This window comes from Winkia neuii subsp. neuii DSM 8576, from assembly GCF_000420405.1.
In the GTDB taxonomy this organism is placed as follows: domain Bacteria; phylum Actinomycetota; class Actinomycetes; order Actinomycetales; family Actinomycetaceae; genus Winkia; species Winkia neuii.
In genome coordinates this window covers 113,219-131,546 of record NZ_ATUW01000005.1, presented here as the reverse complement: position 1 = coordinate 131,546, position 18,328 = coordinate 113,219, and the positions used below count along the sequence as shown (strand labels likewise).

At 56.0% G+C, this 18,328-nt stretch carries 15 protein-coding genes; 13 read left to right on the top strand and 2 right to left on the bottom strand.

The features are described from left to right. The first annotated feature begins 29 nt into the window (after positions 1–29). The 9 genes from G437_RS0106270 (at position 30) to G437_RS0106230 (ending at position 9,275) form a co-directional block, all read left to right on the top strand. Positions 30–794 carry a YebC/PmpR family DNA-binding transcriptional regulator gene (locus tag G437_RS0106270; RefSeq protein WP_024331722.1) on the top strand — a complete coding sequence of 255 codons (765 nt, stop codon included), beginning with the start codon at positions 30–32 and terminating at the stop codon, positions 792–794. A gap of 6 nt (positions 795–800) precedes the next feature. Further along, positions 801–1,439, top strand: a complete 639-nt coding sequence (gene ruvC, locus G437_RS0106265) for a crossover junction endodeoxyribonuclease RuvC (protein ID WP_024331721.1) — start codon at positions 801–803, stop codon at positions 1,437–1,439. Positions 1,440–1,469: 30 nt separating this feature from the next. After that, positions 1,470–2,060: a Holliday junction branch migration protein RuvA gene (ruvA, locus tag G437_RS0106260; RefSeq protein ID WP_024331720.1), complete on the top strand. Its 591-nt coding sequence runs from the start codon at positions 1,470–1,472 to the stop codon at positions 2,058–2,060. Then, complete coding sequence (gene ruvB, locus G437_RS0106255) at positions 2,053–3,078, top strand: Holliday junction branch migration DNA helicase RuvB (RefSeq protein ID WP_024331719.1); 1,026 nt, start codon at positions 2,053–2,055, stop codon at positions 3,076–3,078. Before ruvA ends, ruvB begins: the two co-directional genes overlap by 8 nt. Before the next feature lie 77 nt (positions 3,079–3,155). Continuing rightward, positions 3,156–3,566, top strand: coding sequence for a preprotein translocase subunit YajC (gene yajC / locus G437_RS0106250; protein WP_070614120.1), 411 nt, complete (start codon positions 3,156–3,158; stop codon positions 3,564–3,566). 29 nt (positions 3,567–3,595) lie between these two features. Then, a complete protein-coding gene (gene secD / locus G437_RS0106245) occupies positions 3,596–5,356 on the top strand; it encodes a protein translocase subunit SecD (RefSeq protein ID WP_024331717.1) in 1,761 nt (586 codons plus the stop codon). Continuing rightward, entirely contained in the window at positions 5,353–6,450 is a 1,098-nt protein-coding gene (gene secF / locus G437_RS0106240; RefSeq protein ID WP_024331716.1) for a protein translocase subunit SecF, read from the top strand. Before secD ends, secF begins: the two co-directional genes overlap by 4 nt. Further along, complete coding sequence (locus tag G437_RS0106235; protein ID WP_024331715.1) at positions 6,447–6,980, top strand: adenine phosphoribosyltransferase; 534 nt, start codon at positions 6,447–6,449, stop codon at positions 6,978–6,980. The genes secF and G437_RS0106235 overlap by 4 nt, the downstream gene beginning before the upstream one ends. A gap of 15 nt (positions 6,981–6,995) precedes the next feature. Then, a complete protein-coding gene (locus G437_RS0106230; protein WP_024331714.1) occupies positions 6,996–9,275 on the top strand; it encodes a RelA/SpoT family protein in 2,280 nt (759 codons plus the stop codon). Between the two features lie 567 nt (positions 9,276–9,842). Here the strand turns inward: G437_RS0106230 and G437_RS0106220 are convergent. After that, complete coding sequence (locus G437_RS0106220) at positions 9,843–11,144, bottom strand: DUF349 domain-containing protein (protein WP_024331712.1); 1,302 nt, start codon at positions 11,142–11,144, stop codon at positions 9,843–9,845. 155 nt (positions 11,145–11,299) lie between these two features. Between G437_RS0106220 and G437_RS0106215 the strand changes: the two genes are divergently transcribed. From G437_RS0106215 to G437_RS0106200, 4 genes are read left to right on the top strand one after another with little or no spacing between them, the layout of a single operon-like run. Next, entirely contained in the window at positions 11,300–12,004 is a 705-nt protein-coding gene (locus tag G437_RS0106215) for an MBL fold metallo-hydrolase (protein ID WP_024331711.1), read from the top strand. Positions 12,005–12,019: 15 nt separating this feature from the next. Further along, on the top strand, positions 12,020–13,342 hold the full coding sequence (gene hisS / locus G437_RS0106210) for a histidine--tRNA ligase (RefSeq protein ID WP_024331710.1): 1,323 nt from the start codon (positions 12,020–12,022) through the stop codon (positions 13,340–13,342). A gap of 11 nt (positions 13,343–13,353) precedes the next feature. Beyond that, the gene (locus G437_RS0106205; RefSeq protein WP_024331709.1) at positions 13,354–15,039 is read left to right on the top strand and encodes a dynamin family protein; all 1,686 of its coding nucleotides are present in this window, start codon (positions 13,354–13,356) and stop codon (positions 15,037–15,039) included. Further along, positions 15,027–16,592, top strand: a complete 1,566-nt coding sequence (locus G437_RS0106200; protein ID WP_024331708.1) for a GTPase — start codon at positions 15,027–15,029, stop codon at positions 16,590–16,592. The genes G437_RS0106205 and G437_RS0106200 overlap by 13 nt, the downstream gene beginning before the upstream one ends. Here the strand turns inward: G437_RS0106200 and G437_RS0106195 are convergent. After that, on the bottom strand, positions 16,582–18,321 hold the full coding sequence (locus G437_RS0106195) for a DEAD/DEAH box helicase (protein WP_233186749.1): 1,740 nt from the start codon (positions 18,319–18,321) through the stop codon (positions 16,582–16,584). The two genes, G437_RS0106200 and G437_RS0106195, sit on opposite strands and share 11 nt — an antisense overlap. Positions 18,322–18,328 lie beyond the last annotated feature (7 nt).

Sequence of the window (18,328 nt, the reverse complement as noted above, 5' to 3'; positions counted from 1 at the left end):
AATTATTCGAAATCTAGATAGGGGTACATATGTCGGGACACTCTAAGTGGGCTACGACCAAGCACAAGAAGGCTGCGATTGATGCCAAGCGCGGCAAGCTGTTTGCGCGACTCATTAAAAACATTGAAGTTGCAGCCCGCACCGGTGGTGGCGACCCCAACGGCAACCCGACCCTTTACGATGCCATCCAGAAGGCAAAGAAAAACTCCGTTCCTGCCGACAATATCGATAGGGCAGTAAAGCGTGGATCTGGCGCCGAAGCCGGTGGCGCAGATTGGGAAACTATCATGTACGAAGGCTACGGTCCTAATGGCGTTGCTTTCTTGGTCGAGTGCCTTACCGACAATAAGAACAGGGCAGCCTCGGACGTGCGCGTGGCCTTTACTCGCAACGGTGGCAACCTGGCCGATCCCGGGTCGGTTTCCTACCTATTCTCGCGCCGCGGCATCGTAGAAGTGCCGAAGGCCGAAGGAGTGGACGAGGACACCGTTTTGATGGCGGTGCTAGATGCAGGTGCCGAAGAGGTAACTGACCTGGGTGAGGTTTTTGTCGTCGACTCCGACCCCTCCCAAGTAGTCGACGTGCGCACCGCTCTGCAGGAGGCCGGTATCGACTACAACTCCGCAGAAACTGAATGGGTTGCTTCGACCCAGATTGATGTTGACCTCGAAGGGCTCCGCAAGACCACCCGCCTTATCGACGCTCTTGAGGATTCTGACGATGTGCAGAACGTCTTTACCTCTATGAACGTCCCTGAGGATGTGCGCAAGGCTGCTGAGGCAGAAGAGGAATAGTTACCCTTGCGAATAATGGGCATTGACCCCGGCATAACCAGATGCGGGTTAGGTGTCATAGACACTAACACCGACAAGAGTGCATCCTTGGTTTATGTCGGGGTTGCCCGCACTAACGCAAGTTTGGCCCAGCATTTTCGCCTTCGCCACATCGGACGCGAGATTGGCAGAGTGATTGCTGCCTACAGCCCCGAGGTCGTGGCGATAGAGCGCGTGTTTGCTCAAGAGAATTTGCAGTCGGTCACCACCACAATGCAGGTCATGGGTGTGGCAATGTACCAGGTTGCCGAGGCCGGCTTGCCGCTTGCTATTCATACTCCCTCCGAGGTGAAGTCCGCTGTGACAGGTTCCGGCGTGGCCGGGAAGGCGCAAGTTCAAGAGATGGTAAAACGCATTTTGCGGCTTCCTAAGGTAGTGCGCCCAGCCGACGCGGCGGATGCTCTGGCAATTGCTATAACTCAGTCCTGGCGAGGGACCGGGCTAGCCGGTGAGTCTAGCGATTCTACAGTAAGCGTTTCTCTTTCTGGAAAGGTCTCGGCGCGGACAAAGCTAACGCCAGCCCAGGAGCAGTGGGCAAAAGCACAAGCGGCTTTTAGGCGCACCGGAGCTGTTGATCCCAGAAGGCACAAATCCAGGCGAAGCTAGTATCGTACAAGTGTTCGAATGGGGGTTAGTATGATCGCGTCCTTGACCGGCAGTATCAGTGTGGTTGGGCCCGCTTCGGCGAACATAGTCGTAGGTGGGGTGGGGTATGTGTTTCTCGCTACCGCCGATACGTTGGCATCGCTGCACGTGGGCCAGGAATACACCATTTACACTTCGTTGGTGGTGCGTGAAGATTCTCTGACGCTTTTCGGATTTTTGGACCCCTCGCTGCGCCAGGCCTTTGACATCTTGCAATCGGTGCGCGGAGTAGGCCCCAAGATGGCATTGGGGGCGTTGGGGGTGCTCACGATCGCCGAGCTTAGGGCCGCCATTGCCAATGGTGACGAGAAGGCGCTTACTAGGATTCCCGGGGTTGGCAAGAAATCTGCTCAGCGGATGATTCTGGATATTGGAGACAAGCTTGGGCCAGCCCCTGCATCTGGAATTACATCAGCTTCTGGTCCGTCTGCGCTTCAAAGTGAGGTAATTGCGGCTCTTACTCAACTGGGATGGTCGGAATCTGAAGCTTCCCAGGCTGTTGAACAAGTTCGAGGGGAAGCGACCGAAGCGTCTGCGCTTTTGCGTCTGTCGCTCCAGGTGTTAGGACGTGACCGTGGCTGAAGACGAAGCACGCATTGTAGAACCAGGGGCAGGGGACACCGAGCGAGCCGCTGAGGCGGCCCTAAGGCCCAAATCCCTGGCTGATTTTGTGGGGCAAGAGACGGTCCGCAAACAATTGCAGCTCGTTTTGGATGCCTCGCGCGGGAGGGGGATGTGTCCCGACCACGTTCTCTTCTCAGGGCCTCCAGGGCTGGGAAAAACAACGCTAGCCATGATCATCGCCCACGAGATGGGCACTTCGCTGCGGCTTACCTCTGGGCCCGCGATCCAACATGCGGGCGATTTGGCGGCTATTTTGTCTGCTTTGCAAGAGGGCGACGTACTGTTTATCGACGAGATTCACAGATTGTCGCGTCCGGCCGAAGAGATGCTCTATCTGGCTATGGAAGATTTCCGCGTTGACGTGGTGGTTGGGAAGGGACCTGGAGCTACTTCCATTCCGCTCACGCTACCGCCATTTACGGTGGTGGGAGCCACGACTCGAGCCGGCCTGCTGCCGGCGCCTCTACGCGACCGCTTCGGCTTCACCGGACATTTGGAATACTACAGTGCCAAAGATCTAGTACAGGTGGCGTTGCGCTCTGCCGCCCTTCTGGGGGTTGAGCTGCACCCGCAGGCGGCGTTGGAACTCGCCTCGCGTTCTAGGGGAACACCGCGTATAGCCAACAGGCTGTTGCGGCGCATTGTCGACTACGCCCAGGTGCACCACACCGAGCTCGATCTGGAAGCTGCCCGGGCCGCCCTCGACCTATTCCAAGTGGATGCTCAGGGGCTAGACCGTCTGGACAGATCGGTATTGGAAGTTTTGTGCAAACGCTTCTCAGGAGGGCCTGTGGGGCTCACCACACTTGCAGTCTCTGTAGGTGAGGAAGCTGAAACCATCGAAACTGTTGCAGAGCCCTATCTGGTGCGGGAAGGTTTTGTTGTTCGTTCTGCGCGAGGGCGCCTCGCAACTGCTAAGGCCTGGAAGCATTTGGGGTTGCGCCCGCCGGCAAACGAGGGGACCCTTGATTTGTGAGATTTGTAGGCGAATTGTTACATTCGCGTATTCTCCAATAGACTTCTAGCGTTGTTAGTAAAGGAATGGAGTGTTTTGTGGACCCACTATCGCTCATGTTGATCATGATTCTGTTCCTCGGAGTCATGTTCTTTCTGTCCTCACGAGCCCGGAAGAAGCAGCAACAGCAGCAGGCGAAGATGCAAGCCAACCTGGAACCGGGAACCTGGGTGCGAACTATAGGGGGCATGTACCTGCGATTCGTCGACCAGGACGGAGACCTAATGGTTTTGGAAACTCCCGGCGGACAAGAGCTCTATTTCAACAAGCGGGCTGTTGCTGGTCCCGAGGAGCCGCCATTTGCTGTAGCTACTGAGACGACGGAGTCGGCTGAAGGTCCCCAGGAGGCTGATGATGCCACCGCGGAAGAGGTAGCCGATCCAGAAGAAACTTCTTCGGCTGTGCAAGCAGGGGAAGACCCTAAAGATGAGGATAAGAAGCAGGACTAACCTGCACCGCAGAGCGGTAAGGAACTAAAGTGCCCAAGACAAAAAAGCAATCGCGGCCAGGACGCGTTCTGATCGCCCTCCTTGTCATAACTTTGGCAATGGCTGGGATCCTGGCAGTTGAAATATTTAAGAAGAAGACGGATGGCGTTCCGGATCTGGCATTGGATCTTGAGGGCGGCACGCAGCTAATCCTCACTCCGAAGGCGGAAGAGGGGGCCGGGCGCAATAATGTCACTCAAGATGATATAAACCAGGCGATTGCAATTATCCGCCAACGTGTTGATGCCTCAGGTGTTTCAGAGGCCGAAATTACTGCGTCCGGTGGGCGTAACATTATGGTGTCTTTGCCCGGGCAGCCTTCTGAGGAAACCTTGGATCTGGTTCGTTCTTCCGCTCAACTCGACTTCCGGCCGGTGATTCAAGCTGGAGCCCCACAAGCTATTTCGGCCGAGGCCATAGGCCAGCAGCTGCGCGCTCAGGCTAAAGCGCAGGGCAAGGACCCGAAATCAGTGCAGGTTCCAAACAAGTCGGCTGACGAGCTCGCCAAGGAACAAGCTGATCAGAACCACGATGGAAAACTTTCGGATCAGCTCGAAGGGAAACCTGCCAACCCTTCCGATTCGAAGTACATTACCGAAAAAGTCATTTACGACTTCTTGAAACTCGACTGTACTGACAACAAAAACCGTCAGGGCGGTAGCGCTGGAGATCCCAAGAAAGCACTCGTAGCTTGCTCTACCGAAGGCAAAGCAAAATACATTTTGGGGCCGGTCGACCTCGAAGGTACCCATGTTGCTCAAGCGAACTCCGGGATGGGGCAAACCCAAACGGGTGGTTCTACTGGCAAGTGGGAAGTGTCGCTTCAGTTAGACAAGAAGGGCACTGATAAGTTTGCCGAGGTCTCGAAACGTCTGTACGATTTCAAGGCCTCTGAGCCCACCAAAAACGCCTTTGCGATTGTCCTCGACGGACTCGTCGTTTCGGCACCGACGATGAACGCGATTATCTCTGATGGGCGGGCAGCCATTTCGGGTAATTTCACTCAGGATTCCGCGGCGACTCTGGCTAACCAGCTCCAATTCGGTTCCCTGCCGTTGAACTTTGAAGTTCAATCCGAACAGCAGATCTCCCCGACACTCGGCACCGATTCTTTGCAATGGGGGCTAATTGCCGGCCTAATTGGCTTTGCTCTGATCGTCATATACCTGCTGTGGCAATACCGGGCGCTGGGCCTTATTTCCATTGGTTCACTGATCATTGCTGGGCTACTTTCATATCTCACTATTTCTTTGCTTTCTTGGGCAATGGGGTACCGCCTGTCATTAGCGGGCGTAGCCGGCCTTATTGTTGCGATTGGCGTAACGTGTGACTCTTTCATCGTTTACTTCGAGCGCATTCGCGACGAAGTGCGCGATGGGCGTCCGCTCGATAGCGCTGTCGAACAGGGATGGGCTAGGGCGAAGCGCACTATTCTCGCCTCCGACGCAATCAACATGCTCGCCGCCCTGGTACTGTACTTCCTAGCTGTCGGCGGGGTACAGGGATTTGCGTTTACCTTAGGCGTCACTACACTGCTTGACCTGCTGGTCGTCTTCATGTTTACGCACCCAGTTATGGCACTGCTCATCCGTACTAAGTTCTTCGGTCAGGGGCACAAACTGTCTGGCCTAGATCCGGAGCACTTGGGTGCTACCAGGCGTACCTATAAGAAGCGGCAACGGCGGGAACGCAAGGTAGTACACAAGAAAACCCCCGGTTCCACGACTGCGACAAAAGGAGAGCTAAAGTGAAAAGCTTCGCAACCTGGGGCAATGAGCTCTACTCCGGCAAGACCTCTTACGACATAATCGGTCGACGCAAACTGTGGATTGGCATCGGGCTTGTACTGATCGTTATTTCGCTCATCACGCTAGTCTTTCCCGGCTTGAATCCTTCGATTGATTTCAGAGGCGGTTCTGAATTCACGATTTCTTCAGTCCCCGCCAACCAATTGGATCCGGCAAAGAAAGTTTTAGCTGCTGCTGGGCAGAAGGATGCCAACGTTCGCGATTTGGGTTCTACCGGTGTGCGCGCACAGACGAAGTCGTTGCCAACCAAAGCGCAGCGGCAGATCCGCACGGACTTGGCTAAGGCCTACCAAGTAGACGAGTCTAAAGTAACGGCTACCACGATCGGTCCCTCGTGGGGTGCCGACGTAACTAAGAAGGCAGCGCAGTCCCTGCTTATCTTCTTGGTTTTGGTCGCTATCGTGATGGCCTTGTATTTCCGCACTTGGACCATGGCGTTTGCGGCGTTGTTCGCCCTCTTACACGACATTTTGCTGACGGGCGGTGTATTTGCCCTAACTCAGGTCGAGGTATCTCCTGCAACAGTTATTGGTTTGCTGACCATCTTGGGCTACTCCCTCTACGATACGGTTGTGGTATTCGATAAGGTTCGCGAGCTCACCGAAGGATTCAAATCCCAGCATTTCAACACTTATGGTGAGCTGGTAAACCTAGCGGTAAACCAAACCCTAGTTCGCTCTATAAATACTTCCGTGGTGGCAGTTTTGCCGGTGGGAGCTATATTGGCAATTTCCACTTTTGTACTCGGGGGAGGCACGCTGCGCGACATTTCTTTGGCGCTTTTCTGCGGCATGATTGTTGGTACCGCGTCCTCGATCCTAATCGCTTCCCCGATGCTTGTGGCAGTGCGTTCTCGCGAACAGGCTATAAAGAAGCACACCGCTGCCGTGCACGCACGCCGTAACGGCGACGGTGCGACAGAGATGGGCGAGGGCGGCTCTAGTTCCGCTGAGCATGTAAATGCCACTCCGGTAAAGGCTGGCCGTCATCTTGGCCAGAGTGCCCAACCTAAACGAACTCCTAGGAGTAAACGATGAAGTTCCCCCCTCGAATGCGCGACCTGGTTCTAGAAAATCTTCGCGAAATCCCGGATTTTCCACGAAAAGGGGTGTTGTTTCGCGATATCACCCCACTTTTGGCAAATGGTCCTGCATTTAAGGAACTCATCACTTTGATGGCCGAGCACTACCGCGGCAAAATCGACGCGGTAGCCGGCCTGGAGTCCAGGGGCTTCATCCTTGCAGCGCCTCTTGCAGTTGAGCTTGGCATCGGCATGATGACAGTGCGCAAGGGTGGGAAACTGCCGGGACCGGTCATCGGCGTCGATTACGATCTTGAGTACGGAAGTGCGCGAATGGAAATTCGTCCTGACTCAGTTCCCGAGGGCGCTCGTGTCCTCATTTTGGATGACGTTTTGGCTACTGGGGGTACTGCTCGCGCGGCCATGCAGCTCATAGATCGCTCTGGCGGTTCCGTTGCCGAGATCGCGGTTCTCATGGAGCTGGAAGAATTGGGAGGGCGCAAAGTAATTGGCGATGTACCGTTTCAATCTTTAGTCACCTTCTGAGATACCATAAGGAGCATGAGTGGTGATCAAGATTCAGAAGGACCCAAAGGGCTTGGGTCGTCGTCTCGTGTAAGGTCGTCACTTGCCTGGTTTGGGGCACGCCACCGAAAGGTCCCACCCGCTTTGGAGCCGCTTGTGCGAGCGCTGCGAGCAAACCATCCTAAGGCGGATATTGAGCTGATTGAATCTGCTTATGCTAAGGCGAAGGCGCTCCACGAAGGGCAGATGCGTAAGAGTGGCGAGCCCTATATTACCCATCCTGTAGCGGTGGCAACTATATTGGCCGAGTTGGGGATGACTTCGACTACTTTGGCTGCGGCGCTGCTCCACGATACCGTCGAGGACACTGATTACTCGCTGGAAGAGCTTACTTCCGAATATGGGGACGAGATTGCGTTGCTTGTCGACGGGGTCACGAAGCTCGACAAAGTGGAATATGGGGAGGCTGCCCAGGCCGAGACCGTTCGCAAAATGATCGTTGCGATGGCAAAGGACATCAGGGTCCTCATGATCAAACTCGGGGATCGGTTGCACAATGCCCGCACCTGGAAGTACGTATCTTCGTCCTCGGCGCAAAAGAAGGCGCGTGAAACTCTCGAAATCTATGCGCCCTTGGCACATCGCCTCGGCATGAACTCCATTAAATGGGAGCTTGAAGACCTTTCGTTTAAGACTCTTTACCCCGGGGTATATGAGGAAATAGATCGACTCGTTGCTGAGCGGGCTCCGGCCCGCGAAAAATATCTTGCACAGATCATCCGCGATGTCGAGGATGAGTTGCGGCGCAACAACATTCGCGGAACCGTTTCAGGTAGGCCGAAACACCACTACTCGATTTATCAGAAAATGATCGTGCGCGGGCGCGATTTTGACGACATCTACGACCTGGTGGGCGTGCGCGTCCTCGTCGAAGAAGTCCGTGACTGCTACGCGGTGTTAGGGGCAATGCACGCCCGCTGGAACCCGTTGCCCGGACGGTTCAAAGACTATATTGCAATGCCCAAGTTCAATATGTATCAGTCGCTACATACTACGGTAATGGGCCCCGGCGGGAAGCCTGTCGAGATTCAAGTGCGTACCTTCGACATGCATCAAAGGGCCGAATTTGGCGTAGCTGCACACTGGCGGTACAAGCAGAATCCAAATGCGACTAACGAAAAAGAGGTTGAAAAAACCGAGAACATGTCGTGGCTGCGCCAGCTGGTCGATTGGCAACGTGAGACCCAGGATCCGGCGGAGTTTTTGGACCAACTGCGCTACGAAATGTCCGGAGATCGCGTTTATGTCTTCACCCCTCAAGGCGAGGTCGTGGAGTTGGCACTTGGAGCTACCACAGTAGATTTTGCTTACGCAGTTCACACCGAGGTCGGGCACAAAACTGTGGGAGCAAAGGTAAATGGCAAACTTGTACCTTTGGATACCGTGCTTGAAAATGGCGACTCCGTGGCAATTTTGACCTCTAAGGCACCTGGAGCTGGTCCGTCTAGGGATTGGCTGAATTTTGTTGCCACCGGCCGTGCCCGTTCTAAGATCAAGGCGTGGTTCTCCAAGGAGCGCCGCGAGGAATCCATTGAGGCGGGCAAAAACCAGTTGGGGCAAAATTTGCGTAAGCAGAACTTGCCGTTGCGCCGCCTTCTTACCCGGGAGTCTCTTACTGCAGTAGCCACCGACTTTGGCTACGCCGACGTTTCTGGGCTGTACGCTGCCATCGGAGACGGGCACATTTCAGCCGCGAACGTCACTAGTAGGCTGTTGGAACAGGCCGGTGGTGAGTCGGGGTCCGAAGAGACTCTTGCTGAGGCCGTAACTCCTGCCCGTACAAAGCGTTCTAGGAGTAGTTCCACTGGCGTGCTTGTCGAGGGTGCGGACTCTTCTATTTGGACCAAACTAGCTAAGTGCTGTACTCCGGTTCCTGGGGACGCGATTATTGGATTCATTACTCGCGGCCAAGGCGTATCCGTGCATCGGCGAGACTGTTCGAACGTTAAGAACCTGTCGCGCCATCCTGAGCGGATAATCGGTGTGTCGTGGGAAGAGCATCCACATTCGGCATTCTTGGTTCAGGTGCAGATAGAATCCCTGGATCGCGAGGGGCTCCTAAACGATGTAACGAGGGTACTCTCGGACTACCACGTGAACGTGATGTCGGTGTCGGCCGCCACAAGCTCTGACAGGGTGGCAACCCAGCGGTGGACTTTCGAGATGGCCGAAGCGTCACATCTGAGTGCTATATTATCGGCGTTGACCAGGATTGATGGGGTATTCTCGGCTAAGCGAGTTACCAACTCACGTTAAGGCGGCCAGTCTCTTTGGGCCTATTGAATTTGAAGATGCTAGTGTAATGGCCGCCTCCGGGCGTGCACCCAGCAAACAAAGTTTCTTAGCCCAGGTAGAAAACAATTTCGCTCCGCCGTAGCAAGCTAGGTCCGCTAGTGCCCGATCGGGGTAGCAAAGCTTCGCCGCTCCCAATATAAGTGCGGGCGCGGCAGACCTGTGGATGTTTTTTGCGGCTCTACGCGAGCACGTTCGCCCGGCACACCACAGGGGTGCGGCAGCGCCTCCTCCTAGAATCCAGGCGAGCGTTGGACCCGTGAGCGAAGCGTTGGGTGGAAGCACACTGGCACAGGCGCTGGCACGCCCTATTGGGGTGGTCAGATCGGTTTTGCAGGCCCAAAAATCCTTGCCTAGGTTGGCAAGCAGGTTGGAGGTGAGTAGCGTCCTGTATACACCAACCACTAGGGGAGTAAGTACAATTGTTTTGCCAGAAAAATAGATGAGCTTTTGCATGCTTCTAATCTGGCAACAAGAAGGTGGCGGCTCAACGTGGGGAGCCGCCACCTGTGGATAGTATGCTGTGGAAAATTAAGCCTGCGGGCTAATCTGGTCAAACCACTGCTTGGAGGTGTTGTAGGCTTCCTGAAGTTTCGCCAACTCCTGGGTGTTTCCGGCAGCCTTGGCAGCGTCAATCTGCTGACTTAGATCTTCCAGTTTTGTTTGTAGCTGCCCTAGCATGCCCTGTGCGCGAGCCTTAGTTTCGGGGTCAGTCCGGCGCCACTCGTCCTCTTCAGCCTTGCGTATTGCGTCCTCGACCGCGCGCATGCGGGATTCGATACGCGACTTGTCGGCACGGGGAACGTGCCCAATTTGGTCCCATTCGTCCTGTAGAGGACGTAGTTTCGCCTTGGCTGCCTCGATGTCAGTTACGGGCAGAATGGCTTCCACCTTCTCGAGAAGCTTTTCCTTCAACGCAAGATTCTGTTGGAACTCCTGCTCCAGGGCGGCATTCTGAGCGTTCTTCGCGTCAAAAAATGTTTGCTGAGCCTTGCGGAAGCGCTCCCACAGCGCGTCGTCGTCCTTACGCGAAGCTCGCCCGGCGCGGCGCCACTCATTCATCAAATCGCGGTAGGCCCCGGCAGTAGCCCCCCAGTCGGTGGATGTGGACAGTTCCTCGGCACGACGTACCAGATCTTGCTTAGCTTTTTTGGCTTCAGCCTGGGAGGCGTCCAGTTTCGAGAAGAACTGGCGGCGGTGCCGATCGAAAACGGTGCGGGCTCCAGAAAAACGCTTCCACAGCCCGTCTTCTGTGGGCCTGTCGAGGCGCGGCCCCTTGCGCTGTTCGCCCTTCCACTGTTCTAACAAATCGCGCAGCTTTTGCGAAGAATGCTTCCACTGGGTACGAGCAGGATCTTGGGCCGCAACAGCCTCTGCCTCCTCTACGATTTGGATGCGGCGGGAAAGAGCCTCGGCTTTCTGAGCTGCCCGGCGTTCCTTCGCTGCCTCTTTAGCCTGCCCGGCTTTTTCGGCGAGCTGGGCTACACGCTCGCGCAATGCTTGAACGTTCCCGACCACAGCAGGCTCGCGCACTGCTTCTTGCAACCCGCTCAGAGTCTGATCGATTTCTTTACTATTCAGATGTGGCAGTCGGCCTTCGAATAGCTCGACCTGTGCCTGCAAATCTAAAAAGCGACGCACGTACAAAGACAGCGGATCTTCGGGGAGCTTATCGGGAAATTGGCCTACTGCTCGTTCGCCATCGGCATCTTTTACCCAAACCGTGCCGTCTTCACTCACGCGGCCAAATTCGCGTGCAGCAGTTTCGGCAGGATCGGTGGATTTTGCCTGTGGGTTCTGGGTGGGTACGTTCTGGGTGGGCGAATCGCTCACGGTGCAACCTTCAATCACTTGGACGGGGCGGACCCCGTAGGTTTGTAGTGGCCGAAGCCAAATATTGTCTGAGCACTTGTGCTCTGTGTCATTGTACTGTGTAAAGGCCTCCAAAGTGAAAGGGCAATAATATCTGTGTGCGATAGGATTGCCACATGCAGATAAACACCTTGGTCGCGCCGTTTTTCGCCGCAAACACCTACATTCTCAACGTCGGAAAAGAAGCGTTGGTAGTTGATCCGGGGGCTGGCCATGCCCAGGCAATATTGGACAAGCTGGCTGAAAAAGATTTGGAAGTGGGAGCCGTTTTATGTACCCACGGTCATCCCGATCACGTGTGGGACGCGGCAAAAATAGCAGGTGACAGGCCGGTTTATGTGCCCGGTCCCGATCTTTATCGCATGGATAATCCGCTCGTCGACGAGCTGTTGGCCGCGGCCATGGCCCAGACCGGCAACTCTGAATGGATACGCCCCAAAAACGTGCAAGAATTGCCCGCACAGATGCTCACTGAAGCGACCGAACTAGTTTCCCAGGTTGCTTTGCGTGCGGTGCCCGCGCCCGGGCACACCGAGGGCTCTACGTTGTTCTTTGGGTCTGGCCCGCTAGAGGGGGAAGGGGCGAAGCTGGTCGAGAAAACTCCGGTGTTCGCCCTCGCCGCAGATGTTATTTTTGCCGGATCTGTGGGGCGCACAGACTTGGTGGGCGGTGACTCTACACAAATGCTGCACACGTTGCGGACATTGCAAAATGTTACCGATCCCCAAACGGTGCTGCTTCCGGGGCATGGCCGGGCAACTACGATGGGTCTAGAAAAACGAACGAACCCCTATTTGGTGCAGGCGCGCATCGCAGGTTAGGGATAAGGAAGAGGTATGTCGAAAACTTCACTGTCGGGCTTTCCTGAATGGCTTCCCGAGGGCAGGATCGTCGAAAATTACGTGCTGGAAAAGATTAGGCAGGGGTTCGAACTACACGGGTTCGCCAACATTGAAACGCGTGCTGTAGAACCCGTAAGTGAGCTGCTACGCAAGGGCGAAACATCGAAAGAGATTTACCTGTTGCGCAGGTTGCAAGAGGACCCAGTAAAAGCGGCAGAAGACCCCAGGCAGATTGGTCTGCACTTCGATCTGACCGTGCCCTTTGCGCGCTACGTACTGGAAAATAGGGCTCGCCTAAACTTCCCCTTCAAGCGCTACCAGATTCAGAAAGTATGGCGTGGAGAGCGACCTCAGGACGGACGCTTCCGCGAATTCACCCAGGCTGATATCGACATAGTGGGCGACGGTGAGCTGCCTTTCTTCCACGAGGTCGAAGTGGCGGTAGTGATGGCCAGGGTACTTTCCTCCCTGCCCTTGCCACCAGTGCACATTCGGGTCAACAACCGCAAGATTGTGCAGGGCTACTGTGAGGCGCTGGGTATCGAAAACGTTGAGGGGGCCCTGCGTGCGTTGGACAAACTAGACAAGATTGGGCCGGGCGGCGTGGCCTCAGAGATGGAAGAGCTGAGCTTTTCAACTAAGGCTCAGGAAAAGCTGCTTCAGATGGCCCAGATAAAGGGCGACGGATCCACTGTCCGCTCCCGGATTCAAGAGTTACAGGTAAGCTCTGAGCTACTCGAACAAGGGCTCGACGAGCTCACCCAGCTGCTAGATCAGGCGAGCCGGCGCGTCCCCGGCCTGGTGCAGGCAGATTTGTCGATTGCCCGCGGGCTTGACTACTACACGGGCACGGTCTACGAAACTACCGTTGAAGGGCACGAGAATCTAGGTTCGATCTGCTCTGGTGGGCGCTATGACTCACTTGCTACGGATGGCAAACGCACTTACCCGGGGGTAGGCATGTCGATTGGGGTCTCGAGACTGGTATCCAGGATCATTTCCGGTGAATTGGCCACTGCTTCTAGGAAGGTTCCTTCTGCCGTGCTGGTTGCAGTAACCAACGAGGAACACCGAGAGGACTCGAACAAAGTCGCAGACGCGTTACGCGAGCGGGGGATATGTGCGGATACTGCTCCCAAGGCGGCTAAGTTTGGAAAACAAATAAAGGCTGCTGACCAGCGTGGAATTCCCTACGTGTGGTTCCCAGATTCTAGTGAGGTCAAGAACATCATAACGGGCGAGCAGGTACAGGCAGATCCTCTCTCCTGGAAGCCAGACGAACAATATTTGGTGCCACAAGTAACCGCGAATAACTGAATAGGATAACGATGAATCCCGAAGCTGATCTGCAAGATCTAAAGAATGCGCTGGGCGCTCTTCGATTCGAACTCGATCTGGATCCGGCCGGCCCTAGTGAGCGGGATGCTTTGATTCATCGCCTAGACGACCACATTATTCCTCGCACCAGGTCTTTGGACGCCCCCTTACTTTCGGTCATAGGGGGCTCGACCGGGGCAGGAAAGTCGACTATTGTAAACGCGCTAGTCGGCGCACAGGTTTCGGCCTCGTCCGTAATTCGTCCTACAACTCGACGGCCGCTTCTACTGCATGCGAGTGCAGACGAACACTGGTTTTCAGATAAAAGAATTTTACCCACACTAGCCAGGGTCCGCGTAGCAGCGGAGGCGGCCCCTTCTCCAGCCCAGACCGAGGGAGCCTGGTCCTCTATCGAACTGCGCGAAGCCGCTACTTTGCCCGAAGGACTCGCCCTCCTAGATGCTCCCGACATCGACTCTGTGGTGGACGACAACAGGCGTTTAGCCGGCCAGCTTTTAGCCGCTGCTGACCTGTGGGTGTTCGTAACTACGGCGGCCCGCTATGCAGATGCGAAGGCGTGGGAGGTGCTAGACGAGGCTGCGCGCCGCGACATTGCGGTGGCCGTGGTGCTGAACCGCGTGCCCGCTTCTGCCGAAGCTCAAATACGAGCAGACCTTGCCGAGCATTTAGAACGGTCAGCCCTGCAGGAAGCCCCGATTTTCGTCGTCCCTGAGCTTGAGCTTACAAATGGTGAGTTGCCCACGAAATACGTGCGCCCGCTAAAAGAATGGCTCGAACGGTTGGCCGCAGATGCCGCGTCGCGGGCTGCGCTAGCTAGGCGCACCCTGCGGGGAGCAGTGGGAGAGCTATTAGAACGGACAGCTCGCGTGCTAGAGGGGGCGAGGGATCAAGATGAGGCCCGCCAGCACGCCCTCGGAGAGATTGAAGATGCCCGCCGGAGCGCACTGAAGGCAATTGAAGATGCCACTGCCGACGGGACTTTGCTACGGGGGGAGGTACTGGCCCGCTGGCAAGATATAGTTGGGACCTCGGATTTCTTCCGTTCGTTGGAGTCGCAAATTTCGCATTGGCGCGATCGGCTATGGAATGCTCTGCGAGGTAAGCCAGCCCCTGTGGAGCCTGTCGAGTCGGCTCTAGAGGACGGGCTCACCTCGATAGTCGTCGACAAAGCGGAGGCTGCGCGCCAGCAGGTTCTGAGTAGTTGGAACAGGCGCCCAGAAACGCAACAGTTAGCTCGCGAGCTCTCTCCGCTCGACGAACAAATACTGGTCGAAAAGGGCGCTTACCTGGTGCGCCAGTGGCAGCGCTCACTGCTGAATAGGATTCGCGAACAATCGGATTCAAAGAAAACCACAGCTAGAATCTTGTCAATTGGCGTCAACGTTTTAGGGGTGGCGCTCATGCTGGTAATTTTTGCCTCAACCGGGGGGCTGACGGGCGCTGAACTCGGGGTCGCTGGCGGTACCGCGGTTGTCGCACAGCGGTTACTTGAGGCTGTATTCGGCGACCAGGCGGTGCGTACTATGGCTCGCCAGGCGCGGGAAGACCTGCTGGAGCGAGTAGACGGCCTGCTTAATTTCGTCCTTGCGGATGCGATGGAGTGCCTCCCGGAGAAAGAGCCCTTGGAACCCGTCGTTGAAGCAGCGAACAAAGTAGCAGAGGGGTGGTTGAAGTGAATCTGAGCGAACAAATTGAACACTTTGACCAAGCCATTGCTCGGGCCGGAAGCTTACTTCCCACGGCTAAGCAGGCCGCTTACCGAAGGTGGCGAGAATCCATATCCGGCCGCGTAGATGCTGGCTTGCAAACAACTGTAGTCGCCTTTTTGGGCGCAACGGGGTCCGGAAAATCTTCGCTGTTCAACGCCGTCGCGGGTGCTCAAATAGCTCGCGCGGGGGCTACCCGTCCCACTACTACCGAACCCCTAGCAGCTCTATCCGGAACCGGGGGAGCTACTAAGGTTCTTGACTGGTTGCAAGTGGGGCGACGGGTGCCTGTAAAAAGTCCCAATTTTCCTTTAGACACGGTGCTGCTGGATTTGCCGGACGTGGATTCCTACGCGGTTGAACATCGCCAGATTACAGCCTCTTTTGCATCTAAAGTGGATGTGTTCGTCTGGGTTGTAGATCCCCAAAAATATGCCGACGCAACCTTACACGAAGGGTTTGTGCGTACCTTCGCTGCCCATGCTGACGTGACTATTGCGGTAATGACCCATATTGATCAGGTGCCCAATTCCGAAAGAGAGAAGCTGCTTGCCCACGCCCGACAGGTGTTTGCCTCCGATGGCCTTTCGGTTCCCGTGCTCGCAGTTTCCACAGTCACTGGCGAGGGCGTGGAGACACTAAGGCGGCAGATAGGCGAGCTGGGAGCACAAAAACAGGCCGGGTCTAAAAGGATTGCGGCTGACCTCGAACAACTGCGTTTGGAGCTGGGTGAAACAGTGGGAACTGGGAAGGTTCGCTCACCCCTGAAGCAAAGGGACTTGCGGCAGGTGACCGAGGCCGCCTATCGGGCTAGCGGGGCAAAAACCGTAGCGGAGGCCGCGGCGGGCTCGTATAAGCACCGAGGCGGAATGTGGACCGGCTGGCCGGTGCTTTCTTGGATTCGCCGTTTCCGGCCGGATCCGTTGAAGCGGCTGCGTATAAACGCTGGAAATAAAGTTATTGGACACTCTTCAGTGCCGCAGGCGCATGCTGTCACTAGCTCAGATTTGGCGAGGGCGGTGCGCCGGATCGGTGCACAGTCTACGGCTTCGCTGCCCCCTGCGTACCGCAGTGACATGTCCCAGGTGGTAGCTACTCTGCTGCCAGGTCTTGCCGATCCGCTAGATGCCGCCCTAGCGAAGGCGGAAGTGGAGGGGGATGCGGTGCCGCTGTGGTGGCGTTTCGTAGCCTTTTTGCAGACAATCTTTGCGCTCGTTGCTGCCCTAGGAATCGGCTGGCTAGCAGTGAACTTTGTACTGAAATTCTTTGCACTAGAGGTGACAGCACCCTCTTATAAGGGGCTGCCCATCCCGCTGGAGCTACTTGGCGCGGGACTTTTAGCCGGGGCAATAACAGCTCTGCTGGCTAGCCTCTTTGTACACACCGGGGCGCTCAGAGCGCAAAGGAAAGCCGAACGGAAGCTCCAAAAAGCAATCAGCCAGGAACTCTTGCAGTCTCTGGCTGATCCTGTGAACGCCCGTTTAGACGACTATCGGAAGCTAACTAGGTTACTTAGCGCTTAGGGCCGCGATCTTCGCGGATTCGCAACGCGCGCCCAGCTACCTTAGCCTTACCGATGCGTTTGGCCTCCGGAGCCGAAATGCCACCTGCTATCTCTACTAGCGAGAAGGAGGGGAAGATTTCAATGCGGCCCAGGTCCTTCCCACGCAAATCGGATTCGCCGGTAATAGCACCCACGATAGAGCCGGGTTTTACCCCGTCGCGCCTACCCACCTCAACACGGTAGCGCTTAGCCCCGGGCATTGGCGAATGGCCTTTGCGGCGGCCGTTTTGCTCTCGCCTGGCTGACCTGGAGCGTTTTTCTTTTTTGCCCTCGCGTCCCTCTTCGAAATCGGCGTAGAGGAACTGTCCGTCTTGGTCGAGGTGCTCCTCTTTGCGAATGCGCGGCGAATGCCCGCCACGGGTGCGCAATTTGTCGGAGTCGTTGTCGCCGTCTCCGACAGCCAAGGCCAACAGAGCGGCAGCAACATCCGCCATGTACATGCCCTTTTCCTCGGCCATCTCCTCGATTAGGCCGAAGTAAAGTTCTAACCTGCCTGAAGCAATGCGCTCGGGTAACCTGTTTAGAATGTGGCTTGCCTTGTGAGTGCGTACCTGCTCGGGGGAGGGCACACGCACGGCTTCCATTTTAGTGCCCGTTAATTTTTCTATTTGCCGCAGCTTACCCCGCTCTCGAGGGGTGAAGAACGACAGCGCCCTGCCCTCGCGGCCGGCGCGACCCGTGCGGCCAATTCGGTGCACATAGGCTTCGTCTTGTCTAGGAACGTCGAAATTCACTACCAATTCGATGCGTTCGACATCTAGGCCCCTGGCTGCCACGTCGGTGGCAACGAGGACGTCGAGGGTACCATTTCGCAGTCGTTCCACGATTCGTTCGCGTTCATTTTGGGCAACATCGCCAGAGATAGCAGCTGTCCTAAAGCCACGGGCGGTCATGTCGTTAGCCACTTCTTCGGCGTCGAGCCGGGTGCGGACGAAGACTATGGTGGCTCCGGAATCCATGGTCGCTAGGACCCGAGCGAGGGCGACGTTCTTAAACTTGAACGGTACTACGGCATAAGTCTGGTGAACCGTGGAAACGGTGGTCGATTGACGGGCAATAGAGATCTCGACAGGATCCTTTAGATGTGTCTCGGCTACCTTTTTGATTGCCGGGGGCATAGTAGCCGAAAAGAGGGCGGTCACGGAATCGTCCGGAACGGAGGCAGCAATAGTTTCTACGTCTTCGGCAAAGCCCATGCGCAGCATTTCGTCTGCTTCATCCAAAACGAAGAAGCGAACCCCAGATAGGTCTAGCGCCCCTTTCTCGATTAGATCGATTATGCGACCGGGGGTGCCAACAACAACTTGTGCGCCGTCCTTTATAGCGCCTATTTGTGGCCCGTAGGGGCTGCCACCGTAGACAGCAACTACGTTGGTGTCGCGGCTGGCGGAGGCAAAGTCGCTTATAGCTCCGGCGGACTGCAGGGCTAGCTCACGGGTGGGGGCGAGCACCAGTGCCTGCACGCCCTCGCCATCGATGTGCGCCAGTAGCGGCAGGCCAAAAGCAGCCGTTTTGCCTGTACCGGTCTGTGCAATACCCACTACGTCCTTTTTCTGGAGCAGCGCGGGAATAGCCGCTTCCTGGATGGGAGTCGGGTGGGCGAAACCGAGATTTTCAACAGCTTTTAGAAGGTCGTTGGGCAGCGCAAGGTCAGCAAAGGTTTTTGAGGTCATAAAAATTTCTTCCATTTAGGCC